The 26358-nt window shown below is 47.2% G+C and carries 26 protein-coding genes, 2 pseudogenes and 1 riboswitch; of the genes and pseudogenes, 16 read left to right on the top strand and 12 right to left on the bottom strand.

Annotated elements, in window-relative coordinates:
* Window positions 1–274 precede the first annotated feature (274 nt).
* Complete coding sequence (locus NYE28_RS02235) at window positions 275–1084, top strand: lipid II flippase Amj family protein (protein ID WP_012116831.1); 810 nt, start codon at window positions 275–277, stop codon at window positions 1082–1084.
* A 37-nt stretch (window positions 1085–1121) separates the two neighbouring features.
* On the opposite strand, the gene NYE28_RS02240 is transcribed toward NYE28_RS02235, so the two are convergent.
* On the bottom strand, window positions 1122–1412 hold the full coding sequence (locus NYE28_RS02240; RefSeq protein ID WP_076425682.1) for a DUF3817 domain-containing protein: 291 nt from the start codon (window positions 1410–1412) through the stop codon (window positions 1122–1124).
* Between the two features lie 175 nt (window positions 1413–1587).
* Here NYE28_RS02240 and NYE28_RS02245 point away from each other — a divergent pair, with 175 nt between their 5' ends.
* The 10 genes from NYE28_RS02245 (at window position 1588) to NYE28_RS02290 (ending at window position 16039) form a co-directional block, all read left to right on the top strand.
* Window positions 1588–2022, top strand: a complete 435-nt coding sequence (locus tag NYE28_RS02245; protein ID WP_007410180.1) for an Lrp/AsnC family transcriptional regulator — start codon at window positions 1588–1590, stop codon at window positions 2020–2022.
* A 63-nt stretch (window positions 2023–2085) separates the two neighbouring features.
* Window positions 2086–4272 carry a DNA topoisomerase III gene (locus NYE28_RS02250; RefSeq protein ID WP_025284251.1) on the top strand — a complete coding sequence of 729 codons (2187 nt, stop codon included), beginning with the start codon at window positions 2086–2088 and terminating at the stop codon, window positions 4270–4272.
* 233 nt (window positions 4273–4505) lie between these two features.
* Entirely contained in the window at window positions 4506–5591 is a 1086-nt protein-coding gene (locus NYE28_RS02255; RefSeq protein ID WP_069007217.1) for a lipoprotein YdaJ, read from the top strand.
* Entirely contained in the window at window positions 5572–6420 is an 849-nt protein-coding gene (locus tag NYE28_RS02260) for a diguanylate cyclase (RefSeq protein ID WP_342490273.1), read from the top strand. Before NYE28_RS02255 ends, NYE28_RS02260 begins: the two co-directional genes overlap by 20 nt.
* On the top strand, window positions 6410–8137 hold the full coding sequence (locus tag NYE28_RS02265) for a DUF2334 domain-containing protein (RefSeq protein ID WP_160222853.1): 1728 nt from the start codon (window positions 6410–6412) through the stop codon (window positions 8135–8137). Before NYE28_RS02260 ends, NYE28_RS02265 begins: the two co-directional genes overlap by 11 nt.
* The gene (locus tag NYE28_RS02270; protein ID WP_015239174.1) at window positions 8130–9392 is read left to right on the top strand and encodes a glycosyltransferase; all 1263 of its coding nucleotides are present in this window, start codon (window positions 8130–8132) and stop codon (window positions 9390–9392) included. Before NYE28_RS02265 ends, NYE28_RS02270 begins: the two co-directional genes overlap by 8 nt.
* 5 nt (window positions 9393–9397) lie before the next feature.
* Entirely contained in the window at window positions 9398–11503 is a 2106-nt protein-coding gene (locus NYE28_RS02275; RefSeq protein WP_342490274.1) for a cellulose biosynthesis cyclic di-GMP-binding regulatory protein BcsB, read from the top strand.
* A gap of 134 nt (window positions 11504–11637) precedes the next feature.
* Window positions 11638–11784, top strand: a riboswitch (cyclic di-AMP (ydaO/yuaA leader).
* Between the two features lie 156 nt (window positions 11785–11940).
* The gene (locus NYE28_RS02280; protein ID WP_012116837.1) at window positions 11941–13761 is read left to right on the top strand and encodes an APC family permease; all 1821 of its coding nucleotides are present in this window, start codon (window positions 11941–11943) and stop codon (window positions 13759–13761) included.
* 52 nt (window positions 13762–13813) lie between these two features.
* Complete coding sequence (locus NYE28_RS02285; protein ID WP_150940997.1) at window positions 13814–14260, top strand: NUDIX hydrolase; 447 nt, start codon at window positions 13814–13816, stop codon at window positions 14258–14260.
* A gap of 57 nt (window positions 14261–14317) precedes the next feature.
* Entirely contained in the window at window positions 14318–16039 is a 1722-nt protein-coding gene (locus tag NYE28_RS02290) for a pyruvate oxidase (RefSeq protein ID WP_014416943.1), read from the top strand.
* Between the two features lie 166 nt (window positions 16040–16205).
* Here NYE28_RS02290 and NYE28_RS02295 read toward each other — a convergent pair.
* From NYE28_RS02295 to NYE28_RS02320, 6 genes and pseudogenes are all read right to left on the bottom strand, one after another.
* Window positions 16206–16437 (bottom strand): annotated as a pseudogene (locus tag NYE28_RS02295) (hypothetical protein).
* A gap of 187 nt (window positions 16438–16624) precedes the next feature.
* A complete protein-coding gene (locus NYE28_RS02300) occupies window positions 16625–16804 on the bottom strand; it encodes a hypothetical protein (protein ID WP_007410196.1) in 180 nt (59 codons plus the stop codon).
* Window positions 16805–16817: 13 nt separating this feature from the next.
* A complete protein-coding gene (locus NYE28_RS02305) occupies window positions 16818–17375 on the bottom strand; it encodes a hypothetical protein (RefSeq protein ID WP_015239177.1) in 558 nt (185 codons plus the stop codon).
* A gap of 97 nt (window positions 17376–17472) precedes the next feature.
* Window positions 17473–18051, bottom strand: coding sequence for a hypothetical protein (locus NYE28_RS02310; protein WP_169510081.1), 579 nt, complete (start codon window positions 18049–18051; stop codon window positions 17473–17475).
* A 225-nt stretch (window positions 18052–18276) separates the two neighbouring features.
* Window positions 18277–18543, bottom strand: a complete 267-nt coding sequence (locus tag NYE28_RS02315; RefSeq protein WP_032870316.1) for a hypothetical protein — start codon at window positions 18541–18543, stop codon at window positions 18277–18279.
* Between the two features lie 104 nt (window positions 18544–18647).
* Entirely contained in the window at window positions 18648–19925 is a 1278-nt protein-coding gene (locus NYE28_RS02320) for an Nramp family divalent metal transporter (protein ID WP_094032124.1), read from the bottom strand.
* Window positions 19926–20579: 654 nt separating this feature from the next.
* On the opposite strand from NYE28_RS02320, the gene NYE28_RS02325 reads away from it, so the two are divergent.
* Window positions 20580–20933: a hypothetical protein gene (locus NYE28_RS02325; RefSeq protein ID WP_007410203.1), complete on the top strand. Its 354-nt coding sequence runs from the start codon at window positions 20580–20582 to the stop codon at window positions 20931–20933.
* Window positions 20934–20991: 58 nt separating this feature from the next.
* On the opposite strand, the pseudogene NYE28_RS02330 reads toward NYE28_RS02325, so the two are convergent.
* The 3 genes and pseudogenes from NYE28_RS02330 to NYE28_RS02340 all read right to left on the bottom strand — a co-directional run.
* Window positions 20992–21207 (bottom strand): annotated as a pseudogene (locus tag NYE28_RS02330) (DUF2188 domain-containing protein); the annotation flags it as partial.
* Between the two features lie 57 nt (window positions 21208–21264).
* Window positions 21265–21672, bottom strand: a complete 408-nt coding sequence (locus tag NYE28_RS02335) for a DUF5360 family protein (protein ID WP_007410205.1) — start codon at window positions 21670–21672, stop codon at window positions 21265–21267.
* Window positions 21669–22034 (bottom strand): multidrug efflux SMR transporter, encoded by a 366-nt coding sequence (locus NYE28_RS02340; protein WP_007410206.1) that lies wholly within the window; start codon window positions 22032–22034, stop codon window positions 21669–21671. The genes NYE28_RS02335 and NYE28_RS02340 overlap by 4 nt, the downstream gene beginning before the upstream one ends.
* 166 nt (window positions 22035–22200) lie before the next feature.
* Here NYE28_RS02340 and NYE28_RS02345 point away from each other — a divergent pair, with 166 nt between their 5' ends.
* From NYE28_RS02345 to NYE28_RS02360, 4 genes are all read left to right on the top strand, one after another.
* Entirely contained in the window at window positions 22201–23007 is an 807-nt protein-coding gene (locus tag NYE28_RS02345) for an EcsC family protein (RefSeq protein WP_012116852.1), read from the top strand.
* Window positions 23008–23107: 100 nt separating this feature from the next.
* Window positions 23108–23479 carry a glucose starvation-inducible protein GsiB gene (gene gsiB / locus NYE28_RS02350; RefSeq protein WP_015416859.1) on the top strand — a complete coding sequence of 124 codons (372 nt, stop codon included), beginning with the start codon at window positions 23108–23110 and terminating at the stop codon, window positions 23477–23479.
* Between the two features lie 133 nt (window positions 23480–23612).
* Window positions 23613–23972 (top strand): cupin domain-containing protein, encoded by a 360-nt coding sequence (locus NYE28_RS02355; protein ID WP_007410209.1) that lies wholly within the window; start codon window positions 23613–23615, stop codon window positions 23970–23972.
* Window positions 23947–24306 (top strand): DUF4937 domain-containing protein, encoded by a 360-nt coding sequence (locus tag NYE28_RS02360; protein WP_160222855.1) that lies wholly within the window; start codon window positions 23947–23949, stop codon window positions 24304–24306. Before NYE28_RS02355 ends, NYE28_RS02360 begins: the two co-directional genes overlap by 26 nt.
* Window positions 24307–24342: 36 nt before the next feature.
* Here the strand turns inward: NYE28_RS02360 and NYE28_RS02365 are convergent, their stop codons facing one another.
* Together NYE28_RS02365 and NYE28_RS02370 are read right to left on the bottom strand one after the other, a co-directional pair.
* Window positions 24343–25164 (bottom strand): manganese catalase family protein, encoded by an 822-nt coding sequence (locus tag NYE28_RS02365; protein ID WP_032870326.1) that lies wholly within the window; start codon window positions 25162–25164, stop codon window positions 24343–24345.
* Between the two features lie 84 nt (window positions 25165–25248).
* Window positions 25249–26301 carry a TRAP transporter substrate-binding protein gene (locus NYE28_RS02370; RefSeq protein ID WP_342490275.1) on the bottom strand — a complete coding sequence of 351 codons (1053 nt, stop codon included), beginning with the start codon at window positions 26299–26301 and terminating at the stop codon, window positions 25249–25251.
* Window positions 26302–26358 lie beyond the last annotated feature (57 nt).

A 26358-nucleotide genomic window follows, 5' to 3' on the forward strand; every position in this document is an offset into this window, starting at 1 on the left:
CTTCGGAGCCGCAGTGACGATTGAGAGGTAGGGCTTTCGTTGTCTTGTGTTCAAGAACTTCCATGGTGTTTACTTTCGAAGAATGATTCTGTCGGAACTGTTAATACGAATCACCCGCGGGCTAAGGCGGGCAACCATATATTATTTATTTGCGTAAGAAAAGAATAAGACAAAACCGCTCCGGACATCCGGGCGGTTTTTTTATGTAACCGGCCGAAACCTCGCCGCAGTCTGCAGAGTCTAATCAGTAGAAAAGATTTGGAGGAATCATACATTGCACGTTATTACTTCACAAGTACTGTTTATCTTCTGTTTTCTGCTGCTGATACATTCGATTGAAACGCTTGCCTATGCAACACGGCTTTCCGGCGCGAGAGTCGGTTTTATCGCGTCCGCGCTGTCATTATTTAATGTCATGGTCATCGTGTCTCGCATGTCAAACATGGTTCAGCAGCCGTTTACCGGACATCTGATTGATGCCGCCGGATCAAACGCCCTGTCTCTTGTGGGCGCCCAGTTTCGATTTTTAATATTCGGCTCCACGGTCGGAACGATGCTCGGCATCTGTCTTTTGCCGACATTCGTCGCGTTATTCTCCAGGGCGATTATACACTTGGCGGACGGAGGAGGCTCCGTCATGCAGGTATTTAAAAAAGGATTTTCACTGAACGGGCTGAAGCATGCGCGTTCTTATATCAGACTGCCGTCAGTCTCCTATTTAAAAGGGCTTCAATTCCGAATGATTCCGAAACGCTTGTTTGTCATTAATATGGTCATTACGTCTATTTACACGATCGGTGTTCTGTCCGCTCTGTACGCCGGCCTTCTGGCGCCTGAGCACAGCACGACCGCCGTGATGGCATCAGGCTTAATCAACGGAGTTGCGACTATGCTGTTGGCTGTGTTTGTTGACCCGAAAGTATCCGTACTGGCAGACGATGTGGCGAAGGGCAAGCGCAGCTACGTCTCCTTAAAATGGACATCATTGACGATGGTGACATCAAGGGTGGCGGGCACGCTTCTCGCCCAGCTCGTATTCATCCCCGGCGCTTATTATATCGCCTGGGTGACGAAATGGATGTAACGCATGAAAAAAGCTCCTCTGCAGAAGAGGAGCTTTTTTATTGATAATGTCTCAGGACGCGATCATAAATAAAATTACCGAACGGAATAAAGGCCGCGATAAAACCGGCGGCTGACCATTTCACATGCCATTTGACAGTAAACGCCGCATACGCCAGCACCGCCAGATAAATGATAAACAAACCGCCGTGAATGGAACCGGCAATGGTGACGGCGAGCGGATGATGAGCCCAATACTTCAGCGGCATCGCGATAAACAGCAGCACCAAAAGCGACATTCCTTCAATAAACCCCATCGTGCGAAGTCTGCCGATCGGCGTGTGTAACATACAGCTCCCTCCTGTCGGACATCTTTTTTCCTCTATACTATAAGCAAAGGGCAGTCCTAATATGACCATTTCGCGTCAGTTCCTAAAAAACCTTTATTAATTCAGCCTGTTGTTCTTGTCATTTTTCGGATTTCTCTTGATAATATAGCCAAAAGGGTAAGGAAGGACTACAGTCATGAAACTAGATAATGTGGATCTGAGCATCATTAAAGAGCTGCAGCGGGACAGCCGCCTGTCCATGCGGGAACTGGGCAGAAAAATCAAATTGTCAGCTCCGTCCGTCACAGAGCGTGTCAGACAGCTTGAATCCTTCGGCGTCATTAAGCGCTATACATTGGACATTGATCAAAAAAAGATCGGGCTTCCTGTTTCCTGCATTGTCGAAGCGACGGTGAAAAACGGAAAATACGATCAATTTAAAACCTACATTCAATCCATTCCCAACATTGAATTTTGTTTTCGGGTCGCCGGGGCGGCGTGTTATATGCTGAAGATGAACGCGGACAGCCTGGAAACGATCGAACACTTCATTAACCGCACCTCTCCGTATGCCCAAACCGTGACCCATGTCATTTTCTCAGAAATTGACACAAAAAACGTCCTCGATTAGAGAGAGCGTGAGGAAGTCTGTTATAATAACAGGATGATTGTGAAAGAAAGAGAAGTGAAAAGCATGTCAAAAACAGTTGTATTAGCTGAAAAACCTTCAGTCGGCCGGGACTTGGCCCGCGTGCTGAAGTGTCATAAAAAAGGAAACGGATATCTTGAAGGCGACCGCTACATCGTCACATGGGCGCTCGGACATCTGGTAACGCTCGCTGACCCTGAAGGATACGGCAAAGAATTTCAATCATGGCGGCTTGAGGATCTGCCGATTATTCCGGAGCCTTTGAAGCTCGTCGTCATTAAAAAAACAGGAAAACAGTTCAATGCGGTCAAAGCTCAGCTTGTCCGGAAAGACGTCACCCAGATCGTAATCGCTACAGACGCAGGACGGGAAGGGGAGCTTGTGGCCCGCTGGATTATCGAAAAGGCAAACGTCCGCAAACCGATTAAGCGGCTGTGGATTTCCTCTGTGACGGATAAGGCGATTAAAGAAGGATTTCAAAAGCTCCGCAGCGGCAAAGAGTACGAAAACCTGTATCATTCCGCCGTTGCCAGAGCGGAAGCGGATTGGATCGTCGGCATCAACGCGACCCGCGCGCTGACCACAAAATTTAACGCGCAGCTGTCATGCGGACGCGTCCAGACTCCGACATTGGCGATGATCGCCAAGCGTGAAGCGGATATTCAGGCGTTCAAACCCGTTCCTTATTACGGTCTCCGCGCGGCGGCTGATCAGATGACGCTGACATGGCAGGATAAAAAAACAAAGCAGACAAGAACATTCGATCAGACGGTGACCGGCCGTTTGGCAAAAGACCTGCAAGGAAAGCCGGCAGTCATTTCAGAATTGAAAAAAACGGCGAAGAAAAGCTTCGCTCCCGGTCTTTACGACTTGACGGAATTGCAGCGGGACGCTCATAAGCGCTTCGGTTTCTCCGCAAAAGAGACGCTGTCCGTGCTTCAAAAGCTGTATGAACAGCATAAGCTTGTCACTTACCCGCGGACGGATTCCAGATTCCTTTCCGCAGATATCGTGCCGACTTTAAAAGACCGTTTAAACGGCATGGAAGTTAAGCCGTACGCGCAGTACGTCAATCAAATACTGAAGCGGGGCGTCAAAGCGCATAAAGGATTCGTCAATGATGCGAAAGTATCGGATCACCATGCCATTATTCCGACAGAGGAGCCGCTGATCCTTTCAAGCCTCAGCGACAAAGAACGAAAGCTTTACGATCTGATCGCCAAACGTTTTCTCGCCGTGTTAATGCCGGCGTTCGAATACGAGGAAACAAAGGTCACAGCCAATATCGGCGGCGAAACATTTACCGCAAAAGGGAAAACGGTTCAATCGCCTGGCTGGAAAGCCGTGTATGATATGTACGAGGATGACGACGATCATGAGGAAGACAAAGACCAGACGCTCCCGGATCTTCAGCAGGGTCAGCGCCTCACTGTCTCATCATTGAAAGAAACGAGCGGACAGACGAAACCGCCGGCGCGCTTTAATGAAGGCACGCTGTTATCCGCGATGGAGAACCCAAGCGCCTTTATGCAGGGAGAAGAGAAGAACCTTGTGAAAACATTGGGTGAAACCGGCGGACTCGGAACAGTGGCCACCCGCGCTGATATCATTGAAAAACTGTTCAACAGTTTCTTGATCGAGAAAAAAGAAAAAGATATTTTCATCACGTCAAAAGGGAAGCAGCTCTTACAGCTCGTCCCGGAAGATTTAAAATCACCGGCCTTAACCGCTGAGTGGGAGCAAAAGCTCTCCGCCATCGCAGCGGGCAAACTGAAATCCGCCGTCTTCATTAAAGACATGAAAACATATGCGGGCAAAACGGTGAAGGAAATAAAAAACAGCAGCCAGACTTTCAGACATGACAACATTTCAGGCACCGCCTGCCCTGATTGCGGCAAAATGATGCTTAAAGTCAACGGCAAACGCGGCACGATGCTCGTATGTCAGGATCGTGAGTGCGGCAGCCGGAAAACGCTGGCAAGAAAAACAAACGCCCGCTGTCCGAACTGTCATAAGAAAATGGAGCTTCGCGGCCAGGGCGAAGGCCAAACCTTCGCATGTGTATGCGGCCACCGGGAGAAACTGTCCGTCTTTGAAAAGCGCAAGGCGAAAGATAAATCCGGACGCGCATCCAAGCGGGACATCAACTCTTATATGAAAAGCCAAAACAAAGAGGAGCCGATGAACAACGCGCTGGCAGAACAGCTGAAAAAACTCGGCCTGGATAAATAGATCAGAGAAAGGCAGCATTTGTAAAGAAATGCTGCCTTTTGTTGTGTTTTTAACTGTAATGGGAATACGATCCAGACGAAGAGGGAAAAGGTGAGCAGACGGCGCTCCCATTTAAAATTTCCCAATGTGAAAAAATGCTAGTATTCTTTTATCGTTTCCTATATAGTAAAAATACTTTGTGAAAAAATAAGATATGGGTCTAAAAAAGGATTTGTAAAATAGGAGGATGGACTGTGAAGCAATTCGTTTTTCGTCTGATGATCCTTTTGATTTCGATCGTTCTGACGGCGGGGTGCGCGGAGGCCGGCACTGAAAAACAGGCGGCGGCCGAACCGTCCGGACCGCTTCAGCCCGCAGAGCATTTTATTTATCATAAATTGATGAACGGGCGGGGGATGATCCGGACGAACATAGCCGGTGAGCCGGAATATTTATCTGAGTCTCTCGGACTATGGATGGCATTTTTGCTGAACAGGAAAGATGAACGGCAGTTTCAAGCGCAATATCAGCTTCTCACCGATTCGTTTCTGACGAAAAACGGGCTCGTGTCGTGGAAGATTGACGGGAATAAAGCGAGCGGCGCCAATGCCTTAATTGACGATTTCAGAATTATGAACTGTCTGAATGAGGCCGGAACCCTATGGGGAAACAGTGAATACGGGAAAACAGCGGTGCAGATCGGGAAGGCGCTGGAAAAATACAATACGAATGACGGGTATTTTACGGATTATTATGATGCCGCTTCAAATGCCGCGTCAAAGACCGTGACGTTGTCCTATGTCGACCCCGGCGCCTTACAGATGCTCAGAGAAAAGGGGATTATCGATGAGAAAACGGAAAACCGGAACCTCGATGTTCTCAATCTTGCGCCCCTGAAAAATGGTTTTCTGCCGAAATCGTTCAATACAGAAACTAAGGAATACAAATATGACAGCGAAGTGAATGTCATCGACCAGCTGTATGCCGCCGTGAATCTGAAGCGGGGAGATGGCAAAGCCGCTGTGCTGTCGAAATGGATGATAAAGGAATTTAAGACGCGCGGACAGCTGTACGGACGATACAGCGCAGACACGAAGGAGCCGGCGGTTCAATACGAATCACCGTCCGTTTACGCCCTGGCCGTTCTTTTTTTAGCAGAACAAAAAGCTGATCCGGCTGTCATCAAGCCGCTTTATGAAAGAATGACTTCATTTGAAACACTGGACACGCTGAAACCTGATTACGGCGGCTATATGAGCGGGGACGATACACATTCTTTCGATAACCTGCTGCCGCTTTTGGCTGAAAGGAAATTGTTTAATGAAAATATCATTCAATGAATCACAAAAACTGTGCAGCTACACAGCAGTTATGCTGGTGCTGCTGTCTTTTTTTATTTACTATGCGTCTCAGCAATCCGCAGGGCTTTTGATAACCTGCATCACATTGCTTGTCACGGGAGCCGGCATATGGTTCGGGGCAATCTACGCGCTCGTCATCACCTTACTCGTCTTATTTGTTCTCGGCAGCCTGCTCCTGTGGTTTCAGACCGGGAGCTTTATGGCGTCTGCCGTTGCCGAAAGTCTGCAGGTGCTGGTCATTTGGGGGATTGCGCTGCTGCTCTTTTCTTACATAGCGGGAAGGATTCACGAGTTGGCGAAGGGGCTTGAGCGCTCAGTGAAACAGCTGCGTGAAGAGATTACGAGCTTTGTCGCCGTCGACAGGGTGACCGGCTTTGACAACCATCTGCGGATGAAGCTGGAGCTTTCTGAGGAGATCAAGCGGGCGGAACGCTACGGCAATTCCTTCGTCTTTTTGCTGCTGCACATGCATTATTTCAAGGAATTCAAATCCCTCTACGGAGAAAAAGAGACCGACCGCCTGCTGGCGTTTATCAGCCGCCAAATCCGGTCAAGCGTTCGGGAAACAGACAAAAAATTCAGGCCGTCCGCCGAACGGTTCGGCATCGTGCTGACCCATACGCCTGAAGAACACATGCCGGCCGTTCTGGCGAAGCTGAAAAAGGAATTGAATACGTACCGGCTGCAAAACGGTAAATACGTCTCCATCACCTTCCGTGTATGTTACTTGGCGTACCGAAAGGATTTACAAACGGCCGAGCAATTTTTAAATGAACTGGAAAACGAGATGATGATGAATGAACTCTAAATGGATACGTCTCTTACTCTCGGCGCTCTTCATGATTTCGTCGGTTTATGTTCCCCATACGGCGGAAGCAAAAGACAAAAAGGACGGCATTCTCATTATTTATACAAGCACGGACGGCAAAGAAACCGCTGAGGTCAAAATGCTTGATCTGACCGCGGGCCATTTCTCATCCGCCGTCACCGTGAAAAGCGACGGAGACATCACAGCCGCGGACCTCAAAAAGAATCGGCGCGTCATCTATTACGGCGTCACGAAAAAAAAGCTCAGCACATCATTTGTGTCTCTGATCAGCAGTATGCCGCAGCAGCTTATCAGCATCGGCTATAACGCTGGGCAGTTCCCCCAATTTGCGGGTTTGTCCCTGACAGAGAAAGAAACGGTATACCGCATTTACGGCAAAGAAGAAAAAACAGACATGCCGCTTGAAAAAGGGATGTCCGTGCTCGGCGTATCGGGAGTAAAAGGAAAGTCCCTTTATACATACCGGTCCGGTGACGGCAGCACCCGCCCTTTTATGTGGAAAACGGCGCGCTCTGACTATTATTTCGGTGTGACGAGCCTGTTAAATGATTCGTTTCTGACGGCGAAAGCGCTGCGCAGCGCTTTCGGAGAATCAGCGGGCGGCACCCTCCTTTATTTACGGCTTGAAGACATCAGTCCGATGTCAGATGAAACATTGCTTTACGAAGCGGGCGCTTACCTGCATAAAAGACACATTCCGTTTATTCTGGCGGTCATTCCGGTCTATCTCAATCCGGAAAACGGAGAAAAAGTATACTTGGCGGACAAGCCGAAAATGGTCAGCGTCCTGAAAAAACTTCAGCAAATGGGCGGCAGCATCATTATTCACGGCTACACGCACGCATACCGATACAGCGAAACGGGAGAAGGCTTTGAATTTTGGGATGCCAAAGCGGATCAGCCGATTACGTCAGAAAATGCGGATGATACTCCGGTCAAGCTTGAAAAGGAACAGGATTTTCCGAATGAAAAAGCGTACCGGGCGTATGTGAAGCCTTTCCGTGAAAAAGAAAACATCTACACGAGAACGAAGCTGGAGCAGGCGATTGACGATTTGACAGAGCTCGGCCTTTACCCGCTGTCATTCGAAGCGCCGCACTATACGATGTCTGAAGAAGGCTACAAAATCGCATCTTCTTATTTCTCCAGCATTTTCGGACAAGTGCAGCTCAGCGGCACGACGTGGAAAACCTCGGGCGCCCCTCCGTTCGTCTCAAAGCCGGCTATGCTGGACGGGATGACGCTGTACCCTGAAACAATCGGTTATGCCGATAACTCAAAGGAAAATCCGCTCGGAGATATGGAGAATCATATTTCGCAGATGATTGATTTCGGCGGCGGAGTGGCGGGCGGTTTCTACCATCCGTATCTCGGCATGAAATACCTCCCCGAGCTCGTCAATCAGATGGAGCGGATTCCCGGCGGCGAGTGGCTCGATCTGAAGAAAACGAAGCAAACGGTAACGTCGGACAGCGTCAGGATCAAAACGGACGGAGACGGAACCATTCATGTGGAAAACAAGATTCATCCGATAACGGCCTTTTTCAATCACCATCAGCAGACGCCTCTGGAAAAAGCGCTTTGGATTCTCTCCGGCGTGGTGTTATTGTTTATCATCATGTTCGCCTGCTACGTTCTTTATTTGCGCGCCACATTAAAAAAACGAATCTTTAAGGAGAGAAGAAGCCTTGAGTAACATTCTGTTTTTTATCTCATTAAGTTTAATATGGGTGATGCTTCTCTATCACATGTTTCTGATGCAGGGCGGATTCAGGCATTATATGACCTACGAACGGAACATTCCGAAATGGCGCGCAAAGATGGGGGAGCTCCCGAAGGTCAGCGTGCTCATTCCCGCGCATAATGAGGAGGTCGTCATCAGGCAGACGCTGAAGGCGATGGTGAACCTGTATTATCCGAAAGACAGGCTTGAGATCATCGTCGTTAATGATAATTCCTCCGACCGGACGGGAGACATCGTCAATGAATTTTCCCGTCAGTATGACTTCATTAAAATGGTCATCACAAAGCCCCCGAACGCCGGAAAAGGAAAATCTTCGGCGCTGAACTCAGGGTTCGCGGAATCGAACGGAGACGTGATCTGCGTGTATGATGCGGACAACACGCCGGAAAAAATGGCGGTGTACTACCTGGTTCTCGGTCTGATGAATGATGAGAAAGCGGGAGCGGTTGTCGGGAAATTCCGTGTCATCAACGCGGCCAAAACGATCCTGACGAAGTTTATCAATATTGAAACCATCTGCTTTCAGTGGATGGCGCAGGGCGGCAGATGGAAATGGTTCAAAATCGCCACCATCCCGGGGACGAACTTCGCGATCAGGCGGAGCATTATCGAACAGCTCGGCGGCTGGGATGATAAGGCGCTGGCGGAGGATACCGAGCTGACCATCCGCGTCTATAATCTCGGCTATCATATCCGCTTTTTCCCGGCGGCTGTGACATGGGAGCAGGAGCCTGAGACATGGAAGGTGTGGTGGCGTCAGCGGACAAGATGGGCGCGCGGCAACCAATACGTTGTTCTCAAGTTTTTATCCCAATTTTTCAAGCTGAAACGCAAGCGGATCATCTTCGATCTGTTTTATTTCTTTTTTACGTATTTTTTGTTTTTCTTCGGTGTGATCATGTCAAACACGATTTTTATCATCAATCTTTTTTACGACCTGCATCTGGCTGTCGGGTTTTTGGCGATGATTTTGTGGATACTGGCCTTTTTCCTGTTTATGACTGAGGTCATGATTACTTTAAGCATTGAAAAAACAGAAATGAACAAACAAAACTTCTTTATCGTATTTCTGATGTACTTTACATACTCCCAGGCTTGGATCGTGCTCGTCATCTGGTCATTATTCACAGAGATCAAGCACCGCTTGTTCAAGCAGGAAGTCAAGTGGTACAAAACGGAGCGATACAATCAAAATAAAAGCGGGTGACCTTTTTGAAAAAAGCAATCATATTGATAACTGGCCTTTTGCTATTGATGTATAACGGGCAGGCGGCCGCGGCCCGGGAACTGAAAACGGACGGTTCCGCCCTCGGAACAAGCGCCGGCGCAAAAGAGCAGCAGGCGCTGACTGGCGATCTGATGACACTGTACGGGGCGAAAGACAGCGCAGAGCTGACCTATCAGATTCCTGCGGGAGCTTCGAATGCCGATCAGTCGCTTCTGATTGATTACGAGGCGTCAAACTTATTAATTGCCCCGTCTTCTTTAACCATCGCCATTGATGATGAACCCGTCAAATCCATAAAGCTTGACGGCAGTTCCAAGCGGAAAACGGTGAAGCTCAATCTCAGCAAAAGCCAATCCGCCCAAGGCTATCACAATGTATCATTACGATTTTACGGCGTATTAAAAGAGGGCGTCTGCGTCAGGCAGGATACGTCAGGCAACTGGATAAAAATTTACCCGGACAGCCGCCTTGTGCTTTCAGAAGCAAGCAAGTCAAAGGGAGCGGATCTCGGCCATTTCCCGTATCCGTTTGCTCAATCAGGCAATACGGGTGAAGAAACATATATTATCCTTCCTGACAAACCGACCTCGGCGGAAGCTGAAGCCGCAGTCAAAACAGAAGCATTTCTGAAAACGGCAGACAGCAGGCTGAAGGTATCCTATGTAAAAGAATCCGACGCCGGCAAAATCAGCAATCCGTCAATTGTCATCGGCGCTGATCAGCATTGGAACGGGAAAATAAAAGAGCTTTTCGAACGCGGGAACATCAAAGCGGAAGACAACAAACTTCTTCTGGCTGAACGGGTTCTGACATCAGGGGACAAACGGCAGCCCGTCCTGTTTGTCACGGCGCAATCAGACAAAACGCTGGCGGATAAAATCCGCGTCATTACAGACAGCGCTTATTCAAGCCAGCTGGGCGGAGATACTTTGACAATCGGCCGCCTTCAGCCTGCTGCGGAAAAGACAGGCAATAAACTGACACTAGAGGACTTCGGCGCGGGAAATGTAACGGTCGGATCAAACAAAACGGCGTCAGAGCACTTCTTTTACCCTGCGGCGGCCGCTGTTGATAAAGACGGTAAGGTCAAGCTTTCACTTACATTAAAAACGTCGGAATCGATCCGGACGAAGGCGGATTCAGCAAATGACGCCGAGAGAGCGGAGCTGAACGTCATGGTCAACGGACAGCCGAATGCGGTGCGTCTTGATGATCTCGGTAATAAAGATAAAGACGGCTTTTACCACGTCTCCATCCCGATTGATCCGAAGCTTTTGCGAAGCAGCAGGTACATTGATCTGCAATTTGTCACATCAGGTTTGAAACATAACAATCCGTGTATCGACCGTGACGAAAACAAATGGGTCTATATTGATAAAAGCAGCACGCTGACGTATCCGGTAAGCGATGCGGCGCAGAAAGCTGATTTCGGGCAATGGCCGCTCCCGTTTGCGGGCGGCGGGAAAGAGAAAACAGTGATCGTCATCCCGGATGGCGTAAACATACAGATATTGAAAGAACTTTCTCTGGTGGCGGATTCATTCGGAAACGGCTTTACCGTAAAGACGGCATCAGACATGAAGGAAGCGGATGCCAAAGGCCGGAATGTTGTGTTTATCGGAGGCCTGCCGCAAATCCCGCTTTTAAAGTCAAACGCCTCTAAGCTTCTCGTGCCGTCAGACCGCAGCGGAGCTTACGATGTTTCTTCGTTTCAGATGCTGAATGAGACAACGAAACAAGTCGCGTTTACCCAGGAATCACCTTGGGACGCCGGCCGGAGCATCGCTGTTTTTGCTCCGTTATCAGGAAGCGGTGCGTCTGTCACAAAAGAGCTGATCAGCTTTTTAGACAGCACAAGCGATGCCGCAACCGTCATTAACGAAACAGCCGGCAGGCAGCTGTTTTCAAATCATCAGCAAATCAAGTCCGATGACAGCAGTCCGGCGGCTGATACGAAGAGCCGGTCCGCAGCACTGAACGTTACGTATATTGCTGTTTTCGCGGCGCTTATGATCATTGCGGCCGGTCTGATCTGGCTGACGGCAAGAAGGAAAAAAAGAAAAACGGATCATGAAAAAAGCGAAGAGTAATGAAGGTAAAAGAGGCCGTTAACAGGCCTCTTTTTTTGTATTTTTATTTCCATTTTTGGCGGTGATTTTTTTATTTTTGAAACAGCATAAAAGCCCCTTTACAACTGAACGGGACGGGAGTATGATCTCTTTTATAATCTATATCGCTTAATCTGTAATCAGAGCGGGGGAACCAATTTGCGGCGCGTGATGCCGCTTGGGGTGAATCCTTTTTCAGGTAGGGCCAACTCTCATCAGCCCGAATCCGACAGCTAACCTCGTAAGCGTTCATGAGAGGAGATGAATGAAACCTGTGCACGATTATGGCGCAGGGGCATCCGTTTGCCTCTGTGTCTTTTTGCTGTGCTGAAATATGGCATGCAATCAGCATTCGGAGACATCATAGCAGTAAGGGTTTGTAAATCAAACGGAAAATGAAAAAAAGGGGAAGACAACAAATGTACCATTCAATCAAAAGATTTTTGATTGGGAAACCGCTGAAATCACAGGCGGCCGGAGAGCAAAAACTCACGAAACTCAAGGCGCTCGCCATGCTTTCTTCAGACGCGCTATCATCAGTTGCTTACGGAACGGAACAGATTCTGATCATTTTGGCTGCGGTAAGCGCGGCCGCGTTTTGGTATTCCATTCCGATCGCAGCGGGTGTTCTCATTTTGCTGCTTGCTTTGATTCTGTCCTACAGACAGATTATTTACGCTTATCCGCAAGGCGGAGGCGCTTATATGGTTTCTAAAGAAAATCTTGGTGAGAAGCCCGGCCTGATTGCGGGCGGCTCATTGCTTGTTGATTATATTCTGACGGTGGCGGTAAGCATTTCTGCCGGAACTGACGCCATTACATCGGCATTTCCGGCTTTGCACCCGCATCATTTGCTCATTGCTGTTTTGCTTGTGATTCTGATTATGATTTTAAATTTGAGAGGACTGTCAGAGTCGGCGTCCATTTTGGCGTATCCCGTCTATCTGTTTGTGGCGGCGCTTGTCCTTTTGATCGTCGTCGGGCTGTTTAAGCTCATGACGGGCCAGGTTCATCCGGCCGAGCATACACCAATCGGCACGCCCGTGGCGGGCATCACGCTGTTTTTGCTGCTGAAGGCCTTTTCTTCAGGGTGTTCGGCGCTGACCGGTGTTGAAGCCATTTCAAACGCGATCCCGGCCTTTAAAAATCCTCCGGCAAAAAACGCGGCCCGCACTTTGGCCATGATGGGGATTCTGCTGGCGATCTTATTTACGGGGATTACGGTGCTGGCGTACGGCTACGGCACGGGTCCGAAGCCTAACGAGACCGTTATTTCACAAATCGCCGCGGAAACCTTCGGACGGCATACGGTGTATTATTTCATTCAAGGCGTTACATCATTGATTCTCGTGCTTGCGGCGAATACGGGCTTTTCTGCATTTCCGCAGCTGGCGTTTAATTTAGCGCGCGATCAGTATATGCCGAGAATGTTTACGGTCCGAGGCGACCGATTAGGCTTTTCAAACGGAATCATCTTTCTCGGTATCGCGTCCATCTTGCTCATTCTTTTATTCGGCGGCCGCACGGAACATTTAATTCCGCTTTATGCCGTCGGCGTGTTCATCCCGTTTACGCTGTCGCAGACGGGAATGTGCATCAAGTGGATCAGGCAGAAGCCGAAGGGCTGGGCGGTAAAAATGCTGATTAACTCATGCGGCGCCGCCATTTCATTTATGGTGCTGTGTATTTTATTCGCGACGAAGTTCAATCTTGTCTGGCCGGTGCTGTTATTCATGCCTGCTGTCGTCATGCTGTTTTTCGTCATTAAAAATCACTACACCGCGGTCAGCGAACAGCTGCGGGTCGTTGATCAGCAGCCTGAGGAAATCAAGGGAACCGTCGTCATCGTGCCTGTCGCCGGTGTCACCACCGTCGTCCAAAAATCGATTCAGTATGCGAAATCATTATCAGATCAGGTCATTGCGGTTCATGTTTCCTTTGACAGAGAAAACGAAAAAAAGGTGGAAAAGCGCTGGGAAGAACTTCATAACGGCGTCCGCCTCGTCACCCTGCATTCCTCATACCGCAGTCTGGTTCATCCGTTTGATAAGTTTTTAGAAACGGTCGAACAGAAAGCGAAAAAAGAACAGTTCTCCGTGATGGTGCTGTTTCCGCAATTTATTACGAAAAAACGCTGGCAGACCATCCTTCACAACCAATCAGCCTTCTTGCTCCGCGTCCGGCTGTTTTGGAAGAAGGACATCATCGTCGCCACCCTGCCGTATCATTTTAAAAAGTAACGGAAAGACCGCAGGCTAAAATGCCGCGGTCTTTTTTGTAAAGGAGGACGACATGGCACAAGGCGCTTTTGTCATCATACAAAATGACGGGCGGGACATATTGCTCGTAAAACGAAAAGACATTCCACTATGGGATTTGCCCGGGGGCAGGATTGAAGAAGGTGAAACACCTGAAGCCGCAGCCGTCAGAGAGGCCTTCGAAGAAACCGGGTATAACGTGACCATCCTGCAAAAATCCGGTGAGTATGAAAGGCCGGCATTTGAAGATACACAGCACGTTTTCATCGGAGCCATTACCGGAGGAACACCGCTGATGAACGGATCGGAAACCGCCGCTTTACGCTGGTTTTCCCCAAACCGGCTGCCGCTGTTCATGGTGCCGAACAGAAAACGGCAAATAAAAGACGGACTCAATGGGGCGGCAAATCGTAAGGCAGTCCTTAAAGACCGAAATCTGTTATCCATCCTTGATCTGCTAAGAAAAAAGCTGAGAGTATAGCCCGTGTTTCAACCCGTATGAAAAAGGGGATGAATACAGGTAAAAGGAGGATGCAGTATGCCAAGTAAAACAGCAGGACACGTAATGACGGAGCTGCTTGAACAATGGGGAGTCGGTCATATATACGGCATTCCCGGAGACAGCATTAATGAATTTATCGAAGAACTGAGACATGAACGAAATAACCTGACATTTATCCAAACCCGGCACGAAGAAGTCGCAGCCCTGGCTGCCGCGGCTGAGGCAAAACTGACCGGGCAGATCGGTGTCTGCCTTTCAATCGCAGGACCGGGGGCCGTTCATCTGCTGAACGGTTTATACGACGCCAAAGCGGACGGCGTTCCGGTGCTGGCGATTGCGGGACAGGTGGCTTCCGATGAAATCGGCCGTGACAGCTTTCAGGAAATCAAATTAGAGCAAATGTTTGAGGACGTGGCGGTGTTCAACCAGCAGGTACATACGGCAGAAGCGCTGCCCGATCTTCTGAATCAGGCGATCCGCACGGCTTACAGCAAAAAAGGCGTTGCCGTTTTAACCGTTTCTGATGATTTATTCGCGCAAAAAATCAAACGGGAGCCGGTTTACACATCGCCGATATACCTCAAAGCTGATATAGAGCCGAAAAAAGAACATCTCGTGACATGCGCGCAATATATTAACAACGCAAAAAAACCGGTCATTCTCGCCGGCCAAGGGTTAAAATCAGCAAAGGAGGAGTTGCTCGCATTCGCCGATAAAGCGGCCGCTCCGATTGTCATTACCCTTCCGGCAAAAGGCGTCGTGCCTGACAGCCATCCCCACTTTCTCGGGAATCTCGGGCAAATCGGCACAAAGCCCGCCTACGAAGCAATGGAGGAATGCGATCTGCTGATCATGCTCGGCACATCGTTCCCATACAGGGATTATCTCCCGGATGATACGCCCGCCATTCAGCTTGATTCGGATCCGGCGAAAATCGGGAAGCGCTATCCCGTCAATGCGGGAATCGTCAGTGATGCGGCTCTGGGGCTGAAAGAGCTGACGGAATACATTGAATATAAAGAAGACAGAAGATTTTTGGACGCCTGCACCGAGCACATGAAGCATTGGTGGAAGGAAATCGAAAAGGATGAAACCGAAGCGACTCATCCGCTCAAGCCGCAGCAGGTCATTGCCCGGCTTCAGGATGCGGCCGCAGAGGACGCCGTCCTGTCAGTGGATGTCGGAACGGTTACGGTGTGGATGGCCCGCCATTTTAAAATGAAGAAGCAGGACTTTATCGTCTCAAGCTGGCTCGCCACGATGGGATGCGGGCTTCCGGGAGCGATTGCCGCAAGCCTTGCCGAACCTGAGCGGCAGTCCATCGCCATTTGCGGAGACGGCGGATTTTCAATGGTGATGCAGGATCTGCCGACAGCTGTTAAATATAAACTGCCGATTACGGTTGTCATATTAAACAACGAAAATTTAGGCATGATTGAATATGAACAGCGGGTCAAAGGCAACATTGACTACGTCACCCAGCTGCAAAATATGGATTACGCCGCCTTTGCAGAAAGCTGCGGGGCAAAAGGCATTAAAGTGACGAAACACGAGGAATTGGCTCCCGCTTTTCATGAAGCGCTCAACTCAAATGAGCCGGTCGTCATCGACGCCGTCATCGGCGACGAGCCGCCGCTTCCAGGAAAAATCACTTACGGCCAAGCGAAGGGCTTCAGCAAATACATGCTGAAAAACTTCTTTGAAAACCAAAAAATCGAAATGCCGTCACTCAAGAAAAGCTTAAAACGGCTGTTTTAAAAAGCCGGCGGTTATAAAAAAATAAACAGGCAGCATGCCTGTTTATTTTTTTATTTGTTGAGCGACTTGGCTTGCATATAGCCGTCCTAAACGAAAACGATGATTGTGAAAATCGGCAGCTGGCGAGCGATGGCTGATCAAAAAACTTATGAAGGACCAGTGCAATTCATCTCAAGAACAGCCAGAGAGCGGTCACAACAGCGATCATAAAATAAATCTCCCTCATTCAGTGTAGTTCCATTTTTGACAAACACACGTGCCGTCCGGTTTGTCTTTGTCCCTTTCGGGGTTTTAAGCGCAATGTTCTTCCCTATATTGTAATAAACAATTTTAAACAAATAATATGCCAGCGAACAGAGTAAAAAGAGCAACATGAACTTGCCAATAAACAATATCATGTTTCATTACTCCCTATTGCAGTTTTTTCGTATGAATATATGACGGAAAAGTCAGGATGTTATATAAAAGGAGAAGTATTTTACAGAGGCTGGTGTTATTCATTAATGAATGGCTCACCATAACATCTCCAGATCCGGAATCATTTCAAAACGAAAGAGAAGCCCGAGGATTATTAAAAAACAATCCCTAATTTGTCCGCTTTTTTTTGAACATTTGATCTAAGATGAACATAAAGAGGGTGAATAAGAAGGACACCGTAATCATATCTATCAGAAATATATTAGATGTTCTTTTTATTAATAGCAGCCATACCACCTGCAAAACTAAAGAAATAGAAAAATAGGATATATATGTCATGATTCTCATATTTGTTACCCCCTTAGCCTAATTTCTCTTTTGTGATCTTATCCAAATTAGTGAAAAGGATATCCAATCCCGAAAATAAGAAAGTGATGAACAATGAAAGAAGAATTTCTCCACCTTGAAATATAGATATGTTCTCAATGATATGATTGGAAACGTATTGGATTGAGAAGTAAACAGCAGCCCATGCAAAAATGAATTCAAGGATATAGGCTGACCAAGCAGGCAATGTCAAAACATGAGTCATTCCTTTTACAATTGCCGTAAGGATTAGCATATAAACTAAAGCTAAGATACTTACGACGACAGAAAATATGTATAAGTCTGAAAGTGAACCATAGATGATATATTCTCCGAAAAAATGATTTACAGTTATAGCTGCAAAATAAATAACTAGGCTGGGTACAGTTATAGCGAAGAACAGGGAGAATCCAATAAGTACGATGAATGCTGCATGAGCTAAGCGGTTTGGCGGTGTATCCACGATCTCTTTTTTTAATAGAATCATAAAAATAAGAGATGAAATCACAAGGCAGCATAAGAAAGTGAGCAGAACAGTAAAAAAGACAGTCATTTTTGACATCTCCAATGAAAAAGTGCTATTAGAGTGAATCTAACAGCACTTTGCATTACTTCATACGTATTTTCCTGATGATCATTTATGAATGATTTTAAAATGCTTTCATTGCTAAAGTTGTTAAATGAGCGAGGTTTTTAGCCTGGCTGTCAGAAAGTCCGGACTTTTTAAGTGAAAGATAAAGATTCTTTTCCACGTCAGTCCAGCTTAAGGCGACATACTCGTTCAGCATTTTCTTTAAAACCGGTTCGATGTGTTCATTGAAAACGGATTCGAGTTCATTTCTTATTTTCTTTCCTGCTAATTTTTCAACAAGATTGAATAATTTTGTTTTATTTTTCAGCACTTCTCTGATTACATCTTTGACTGGTTTTGACACAGATGCATCGCTTTGTGCTTTAAGTCCGTAGGAAAATTGCGTATCAGTCTGATAAAAAAATGATTTGGTCGTTCCAGTGGCATTGGCAGTATTATTATGATTTTCTTTAGCTAAGGATGCGGGGACAAAAGCAGTAGTTACAAGGGCTAAAGATGCGGCAAACAGAATGCCTTTAGCTGCGTGTCTAATGGGAAATCCTCCTTTAGAAATGTAGTGTAGAGAGAAATGAAAGACTATGTATTTAGGCGGGACCGATATGATCCGCTTTGAACATTTTCCCCTCTCAGATACCATTCTATCAATAGGTATTTTTGGGGTAAATAGGATTTTAATACAGTATTTTTCTTATAATTCAAAATCTTCTTTGGTAGGATTCATTTTGGCTGCAGTTTCGATGAGATGGGACATGGGCTGGAGCCTATATAACACATGTACAGGCTGATTGAGGCGGAATCACATTATCGGAGCGGTTTTATAATTTAGGGTTAATGAATAAAAATAAACAGGCGGCATGCCTGTTTATTTTCGTTTGCGTGAAAGAGCGAAGAAAAACGGGAAGGCGGAGCCGGCCAATAACGTACCGAATAAAAACATGCCCCCGATGAACACATGATAGTTCACCCCGCCGATCCAAAGCCCCGTGATTAAGGAAACGATGCTTAATGCGATCATCAAAAAGCCGGGAATCAGACGTCTCTTACCCGTTGTCCGATAAGCAAAAAGAGAACAGAAGATGCCGATGACAATCGGCACAATCCACAGATAAAAAAGGATAAATACTGACATAAGCAAAACTCCGATTTTTCTTCTATCATACCAAAAACGCCCGGAAAAAGATACGAACGGCACCCGGCGTCAAAAGAAAAACCGGCCGCAATGGCCGGTTTTTTCTAACGGAATGAATCGTAGATCACAAACAGATTAAGCGCGATCACCAAAACTGCAATCAGCCAGGCGAGAGCCGTCACCCATTTTCGGTTCGTCAGGGCGCCCATCAGGCGTTTGTTGCTTGTAAACATAATCAGCGGCACGAGCGCAAAGGAGATGCCGAATGAAAGAACGACCTGGCTCCATACGAGCGCTTCTGTGGCGTTGACCCCCGAGATAATGATGATCATCGGCGGAATGATGGTAATGAAACGCCGCAAATAAAGCGGGATACGGTAACGGATGAAGCCCTGCATGATAATATCGCCTGACAATGTGCCGACAGAAGAGCTTGAAAGCCCTGCGGCCAGCAGCCCGATCCCGAAGAGAATGGCTGAAGCCGGTCCGATATAGTGGCCGAATTGCTGATAAGCCACGTCTAAATCTTCTACATACAGCCCGTTCTTGAAGAAAAGCGCGGCAGCGACGATGAGCATGCTTGCGTTAATCGCCCCGGCGATCACCATCGCGATGAGAATGTCAATCGTCTCGAATCTAAAAATCTTTTTCCGCTCACTATCCGTTTTTCCGACGACACGGCGCTGTGTCAGTGCGGAATGTAAGTAAATGGCATGCGGCATCACGGTTGCGCCGAGTATCCCGGTTGCCAGAAGCACACTGTCCATTCCGTCAATTTTCGGGATAAACAGCCCTTCGAGAACGGAGGCGGCGTCAGGTTTGGCAAAGAAGGTTTGCAGAGCGAAGGCGATCACCACGACGAACAGAAGTCCGGCAATACCCGCTTCCAGCGCCCGGTAACCCCGGCGCTGCAGCTCTAAAATCGCGAATGATCCGATCGCCGCGATAATGGCCGCTTCAACCATCGGTATGCCGAACAGCAGGTTGAGTCCGAGCGCCGCCCCGATAAATTCTGCCAGATCAGTTGCCATAATCACCAGTTCACCCTGTATCCACAGCCCGGCTGATACCCATTTCGGATACCGGTCTCTGGCGATTTCCGGAAGGTTTTTACCCGTGGCAATGCCGAGCTTCGCGGAAAGAACTTGAATTAAAAAAGCCATCAAGTTTGAAAAGAGGATGACCCACAGCAGCATATACCCATACTTCGAACCAGCTGAGATATTCGTAGCGAAGTTTCCCGGATCAATGTAGGCAATCGCCGCGATAAAGGCGGGGCCTAAAAAAGGCAGAAGCCGCTTGAATCCCTTGCTTTTGCCGTCAAGTGCATCCTGCACGGCTTTTGCTTGCAATGATTGTGCTGAGATGTCTTTGCTCATTATGTCTCACCTAAATTCCAATAGATTTTTAGCTAAATAACAAAAAGTTTCCTAGATGCAAATTATTTTATCTACATCATAAATCCGCTATTATAAGATGTCAAGTTCTTTATGTTCAATAAACCGGCACATTGATGCCCTGTTTTATCTATGATATGTATCCCGCCGAAGAAAGGTCCGAAAATGAAAACGACATCGTTCCGGGAAAGAAGCGATGCCGTTCGCAAAGCGTGTTTCCGCGTCGGATCATGCGCGGATGCGTGGAGCGTTCTTTTAAAAAGGTGAAAAGAGGACACTTGCCTATATAACTTCACAACTTTCTGTCCGCCCAACTGATTTGAGAAAAAGACGCTGTATTTCCTCCGTTTTCCCGGGTAAATAGAATAATAATGTTTCTTTCCATTGGAAGGTAAAACCTTTCTGTACCATTCAAATGACCTCCGGAAAAACTCCGGCCGCTCTGAATAAACGTTTGAATCAACGATATATCAGTGATTCCAGTCCAATAAACCGCTGTTATCTATCAAAAATGAATCGGCATGGTCACTTGCGAAGAAAAGAAGTTGGAGCATTAGACTTATTTCAGTCTCCCGGGCGAAAAAGTATAATAACGTCAGGAAAGCTTTCCGGCCATATGATAAAAGAGGGGGAATTTTCTTGGTACGTCGTTTGTCGATCATTTCTTTAGCCATGATTTTTGCTGTTTCTTTATTCGCTTTTGGCGGCTCTGCATCAGCAGCAGCTTTCAAACCTAAAGCTGAACCGGACGTTTCCATTTTAGCCAGCGGGGGCACAGTCGGTATTTACGGTGCTAATATGCGCTCATGCTCTAAGGTCAGCTGTTCAACGATCACAACATTCTCAAGCGGTAAAAAAATTACAGGTTCTTGGGTAACCGGAGAATATGTTCAAGGCCACTACACCAATTCTAATAAATGGCTGAAAGTCACGTATGCAGGAGCGACAGGCTACGTTTCAGTCACCACGCTATCTTATTATTACGGTTTATAATCAGAAAAACCTCGTTCTCTTGAGAGCGGGGTTTTTCCTTTATTCCGATTCAATTTCCGCGTTTCGTTTCATCATCGTGTTTCATCAGCTGATCGATTTCTTCCTTAGAAGCGTTTTTTTTCCACTCTTTCGCCTGACTTGTTGCAATGGGAATGGCCCGTCCTTCTTCATAACCCTCATCTACCATCGCATTCGCGATTTCGATCGCTTTTTTCTTCACAGGTTCCTCGAGATTCTTCAATGATTGCGGATAATCCTTCATAGACCAAGGCATGTCTATCACTCCTTTATGAAAAGTGTTTCCCGCCTGAAGAAAAAGAAAACCGCCTCATCAAAAAGAATGACAGCTATTTTTACGAGAGACCAGCAATTTCTGAATAAAATATAAAGGATAAAGAAGCAAGTACAGATTGAATGCCCACCACATAAGATCAAAATCACCGATAAATACCCAAAAGGCTATCGCTTGCAGGCCTGAACAAAAGGTCAGCACAAGTGATATTAATGCGAAAGAGCGCCATAACGCATGTTTCCGTTTATAAAGAAACAAGCTGTACAGCCCGGTTATCGAAATGAAAATATCTAAGGGAAAGAATGACCAGTTCCAGGCCATGATCATGGCGTTATCATAATCTTTAAACACCATGTTTTTTGGAATCCACTCAAAAAAAGTAACAATCCAATAAACGATAAATCCAATATCTGTAATGAGGAAGAGAACCTTTAACCCTTTCATTATCTGTTTCTGTCCGTATGAACGCTGATGCCGTTTGATGACGTTTCACTTTCAGAAATAAAGTTTAAGGAAACGACACCGATGATGATCAGAAGAACAGAGACGGCTTTTATGACAGAGAACTGTTCATGAAAGAAAAAAATTCCGATCACGGAAATCAGCACGATCCCCATCCCCGACCAGACCGCATACGCGATGGAGACACTTATATATTTCAAAGTCAAAGTAAGAAAACAAAGGCTGCCGATATAAAACAATAACAATAAAATACTTGGGACAAGTTTTGTAAATCCATTTGATAATTTCATGCTGACCGTACCCAATACTTCAAAAATGATCGCTAAACTTAAATAAATCCATTGCATTCAACATTCTCCTTCAATCGTATTATTCAAAATTATACAATATACAGAATTTGAAGAAAATTAAACAATGGGATGTTTTCCGGATAAAAAATCCGTCGGTGTGTAAAAAGAAAACGCCATAAAGGTATACTATGAACAAAGAAATCAGAAAGGACGTGCAGGACGGGTGACAGAAGAGCGGACAGACCTGGAAAGACAATTGAGAGACATTCAAAAATGGGAAAAGGCGCAGCAGAGGGTGATGTTCTGGCAAACATTCACCCGCTTGCCGTTTCAGCTTTTGGACAAGCTGACACCGCAATTTATTCAGAGGAAAATCGGACTCATTCTCGATGAAACGGGAACGTTTATTCAGTCAGGCGGACAGTACCTGACATCAGAAAAGCGCATCATGAAAAAGTTTCAAAAACGGCTGCCGCACGGTACATGTCAAACGCTTCACGACATCCGCAATGCGCCGCTTGCCGTCATGGACGAAATCGCAGAAGCCATAGCGCGTACAAGCGTAAAGGCCGCGACGGTGCAGGGAGCCGCAACGGGAGTCGGCGGCGTATTCACGCTGGCGGCAGACATTCCGGCGATGCTCGGCCTGTCCTTAAAGACGCTGCAGGATATCGCGGTTGCTTACGGCTTTGATCCGAAAGACAAAAAAGAACGCGTGTTTATCGTCAAATTGCTCCAGCTTGCATCCAGTGACGTCATCGGAAAAAAAGCGATCCTGCAAGATTTACGGCAATATGATCAAAACGACCGCGCCTATCAGCGCGTCGCCTCGCAAATCCAAGGCTGGCGGGAAGTCGTTTACAGCTATCGCGATACGTTCGCAGCGAAAAAACTGCTGCAAATGGTTCCGGCCGCAGGTATCATCTTCGGCGCGTCCGCCAACCGTTCAGCTTTAGAAAGCATCGCGGAAACAGGCATCATGCTTTATAAAAAACGCCGGATTCTAAAACGCATGAAGGATACAGAATGATAAAAAACCGCCCGAAAACACATTCAATGTGTTTTCTTTGTTTAGCAGTTCTGAAATCGGGAAACCAACAACCAACACCAATTAAAGGAGGAATTCAAAAATGGCACAAGATAATAACAAAATGAGCAGAGAAGAAGCAGGTCAAAAAGGCGGAGAAGCGACAAGCAATAACCATGACAAAGAATTCTATCAGGAAATTGGTCAAAAAGGCGGAGAAGCCACAAGCAAAAATCACGACAAAGAATTCTATCAGGAAATCGGTGAAAAAGGCGGAGAAGCCACTAGCAAAAATCACGACAAAGAATTCTATCAGGAAATCGGTGAAAAAGGCGGAGAAGCCACTAGCAATAACCATGACAAGGAATTCTATCAAGAAATCGGCCAAAAAGGCGGAGAAGCCACAAGTAAAAATCATGACAAAGATTTTTATAAGGAAATCGGCCAAAAAGGCGGAAACAGACGAAGCAGCTAATAAAAGCATAAAAGGCAGACAACCTGCAGATCAAAAGCGATCCGGCGCATCAGCTGGATCGCTTTTTATTTTGGAAAAATCTTGATCTGATCCGCCGTTGCGATACAATAAATGAAAAAGGGGTTTTTCACTCGTGTCTGACATGCTGAATTTGCTCGCTATCGCCAATAAAGTCAAAGAAAAACACGACAATTTTTCAATCGCGGAGATCAATGACCACTGTGTGCGCCTCGCAGTGTTTACGGGAGAATATGACTGGCACCATCACCCTGACTCAGATGAATGGTTCATCGTTCTGGAAGGTGAGCTGCTGATCGATTTTAAGGACAAAGAAACCGCAGTGCTCAAAGCAAATGACAGCCTGCTCATCCCGAAAGGCACGATTCACCGCACCCGCTCTTACGTCAGAACCGTGAATCTCTGTGTTGAGCATACGCGTGCGAAAACAGTCATCACAGAGGAACGTCATGCTGATCAAAAAAATTGTATGTGAAACAGACGCTGCAAACGCTGAAGCATTTGCGCAAGCACAGTCAAGGTGGGGAGCATTATCATGTGTAAATGGCTTCGTCAAACAGGCCGGCGGCTGGCGGAAAAACGCAGACGGCCTGTTCATCGCAGAGATCATCAGCGTTTGGGAGAACAGACAGGCCTATGATGATTTTATGGAGAGCGAACATGACCGCCTATACGAAGAAAACGAGCAGAAGGCTGCGATTCTTTCAATAGAAGTGATGCTGTATGAAGAGGATGAACCTGTCATTCACGAGCTGTTACATCATCCGGACATCCGATATGAACCGGACTGGACGGTTCTGAAGGCATAATGAAAGCCCAAAACAGTTTGTTTTGGGCTTGTGTCTTTACTCGCGTCCGGGAAGCGTGTTGTGGACATACGGCGGGACGGGATCCAGCTTAGCTATTTCGCCGTGCGCTTTCGGTTCCTTTTCGTATTCAAATGGTTCTCCGTCCGGCGCTGTTTCCTTCAGCCAATTTTGTTCAGCGCTTTCTCCGCCATCTGAGAAATGAATAAGCTTATGGGAGAATGACTGTTTTTCCAGCGCCTTCGGGAATGTGGAAGGAACGATCGGGCCTTCCTGTGCTTCTAATTCTTTAATGGCCGCAAGCCATTGGTTTTGATGCATGGTATCGCGGGCCAATAAAAAGCTGAGCATATCTTTCACGCCTTTATCATCGGTCATTTCATACAGGCGTGCGACTTGAAGCCTTCCTTGTGATTCGGCGTTCAGATTGGCGCGGAAGTCTGCCAGAAGGTTTCCGCTTGCGACGATATAGCCTGCGCTCCACGGAACGCCCGTGCTGCTCTCCGGCATTGCGCCGAGTCCTGAGACGATCGCATGATGCGGATTCATCCCACCTAAAATGGACCCGATGACCGGGTCATCAGCCGCTTTTTCCTGCTCTGCCAGCGGGGCGTCTTCTAACAATCTCGCAATCATCGTCGCGATCATTTCGACATGGCCGATTTCTTCCGTCGCGGTATCCATCAGAAGATCCTTATATTTTTCATTGCCCCGTGTATTCCATCCTTGGAACAAATATTGCATGGCGACGGATATTTCCCCGTATTGTCCCCCTAAAATTTCCTGCATCTTTTTGGCGAACAGCGGGTCAGGACGATCCGGTTTAGCCGGATGCTGCAGTTTTTTCGTATGTGTAAACATGTCTCCATCTCCTTTTTTTGCTCTGTCCCTATTTACTTCCCCGGCGGGAAAAGGGATGAAACGGAGATGGGCGTATTGGTCCTGCTAAGGCTCGCGGCGCAAGGATAACAAATCCTGCACAAGCCCGCGGCCGATCACCTGTTCATATTGTCCGTAAATCGGGTCGAGGCGTTTCATCCATGTGTTCTTTTCCGCTTTGCTCAGCACATGAATATGAATGGATGAATTCTTCTTTATCTCTTCAAGCTGGTCTTTATTCATTTTCTCAGCGGAGGCTTCGTTCCATTCCGTCGTTTCTCTCATCGCCTCCGTTAAGATGGCTCTCGTTTTTTCTGTCTGCGAATTCCAGAAATGCTCGTCGGTCATCACGGCATAACCGAGGTACCCGTGATTGCTGATTGTCAAATAATATTGAACATTATAAAATTTTTTAGAATAGATATTTGAAATCGTATTTTCTTCTCCGTCTACGAGATTGCTTTCCAAGAGCTGAAACGTGGAATTAAAGGAATCCTGCCGCGGGTGCGCGCCGAGCAGGCGGTACTGGTCTTCGATCACGCTGCTCGGCATGATCCTGAGCGCCTGTCCTTTCAAATCGTCCGGTGTGAAGATCGGCCCTTTATTTGACGTAAGCTGCTTAAACCCGTTCGTCCAGTACGCCAGTCCTTTCAAATGATGCTTTTCTAATGAAGCGAACAGGCGTGTGCCGATTTTGCCGTTGAGGCCTTCTTGCACGGCTTTATAGTTTGTAAACGCGTACGGCAGATCCAAAACACCCCATTCGGGAGACAGTGATCCGAGCTTTGAGGTGGAGGGAGCGATGAATTGCACGTCCCCGTTTTGGAGGGCGTTTATTTCTTCATTATCTGAATAGAGGCTCCCGTTTGGAAACACCTCTACTTTAATGGTGCCGCCGGACTTTTGATAGACCAGGTCGGCAAACTTATTCGCCGCCCGCCCTTTTGGCGTGTTCTCAGCAACGACATGGCTGAATTTGAAAACGATTTGATCTTTCAGGCCTTCCTGTTCGTCATCATAATACGGTTCTTCCGTTGAGAAACGATCATGAAAGCCGATGAATAAAGCGGTTCCGATACCGAGTACCATCAGGCTGAGACAAGTCAGCAAGCTTTTCATCGAAAACCCCCTCCGCCATTTTCTATAACAAGCATAATCGGGCGGGCCGTTTTCGTA

The organism is Bacillus sp. FSL R5-0443, from assembly GCF_038608285.1.
In the GTDB taxonomy this organism is placed as follows: domain Bacteria; phylum Bacillota; class Bacilli; order Bacillales; family Bacillaceae; genus Bacillus; species Bacillus velezensis.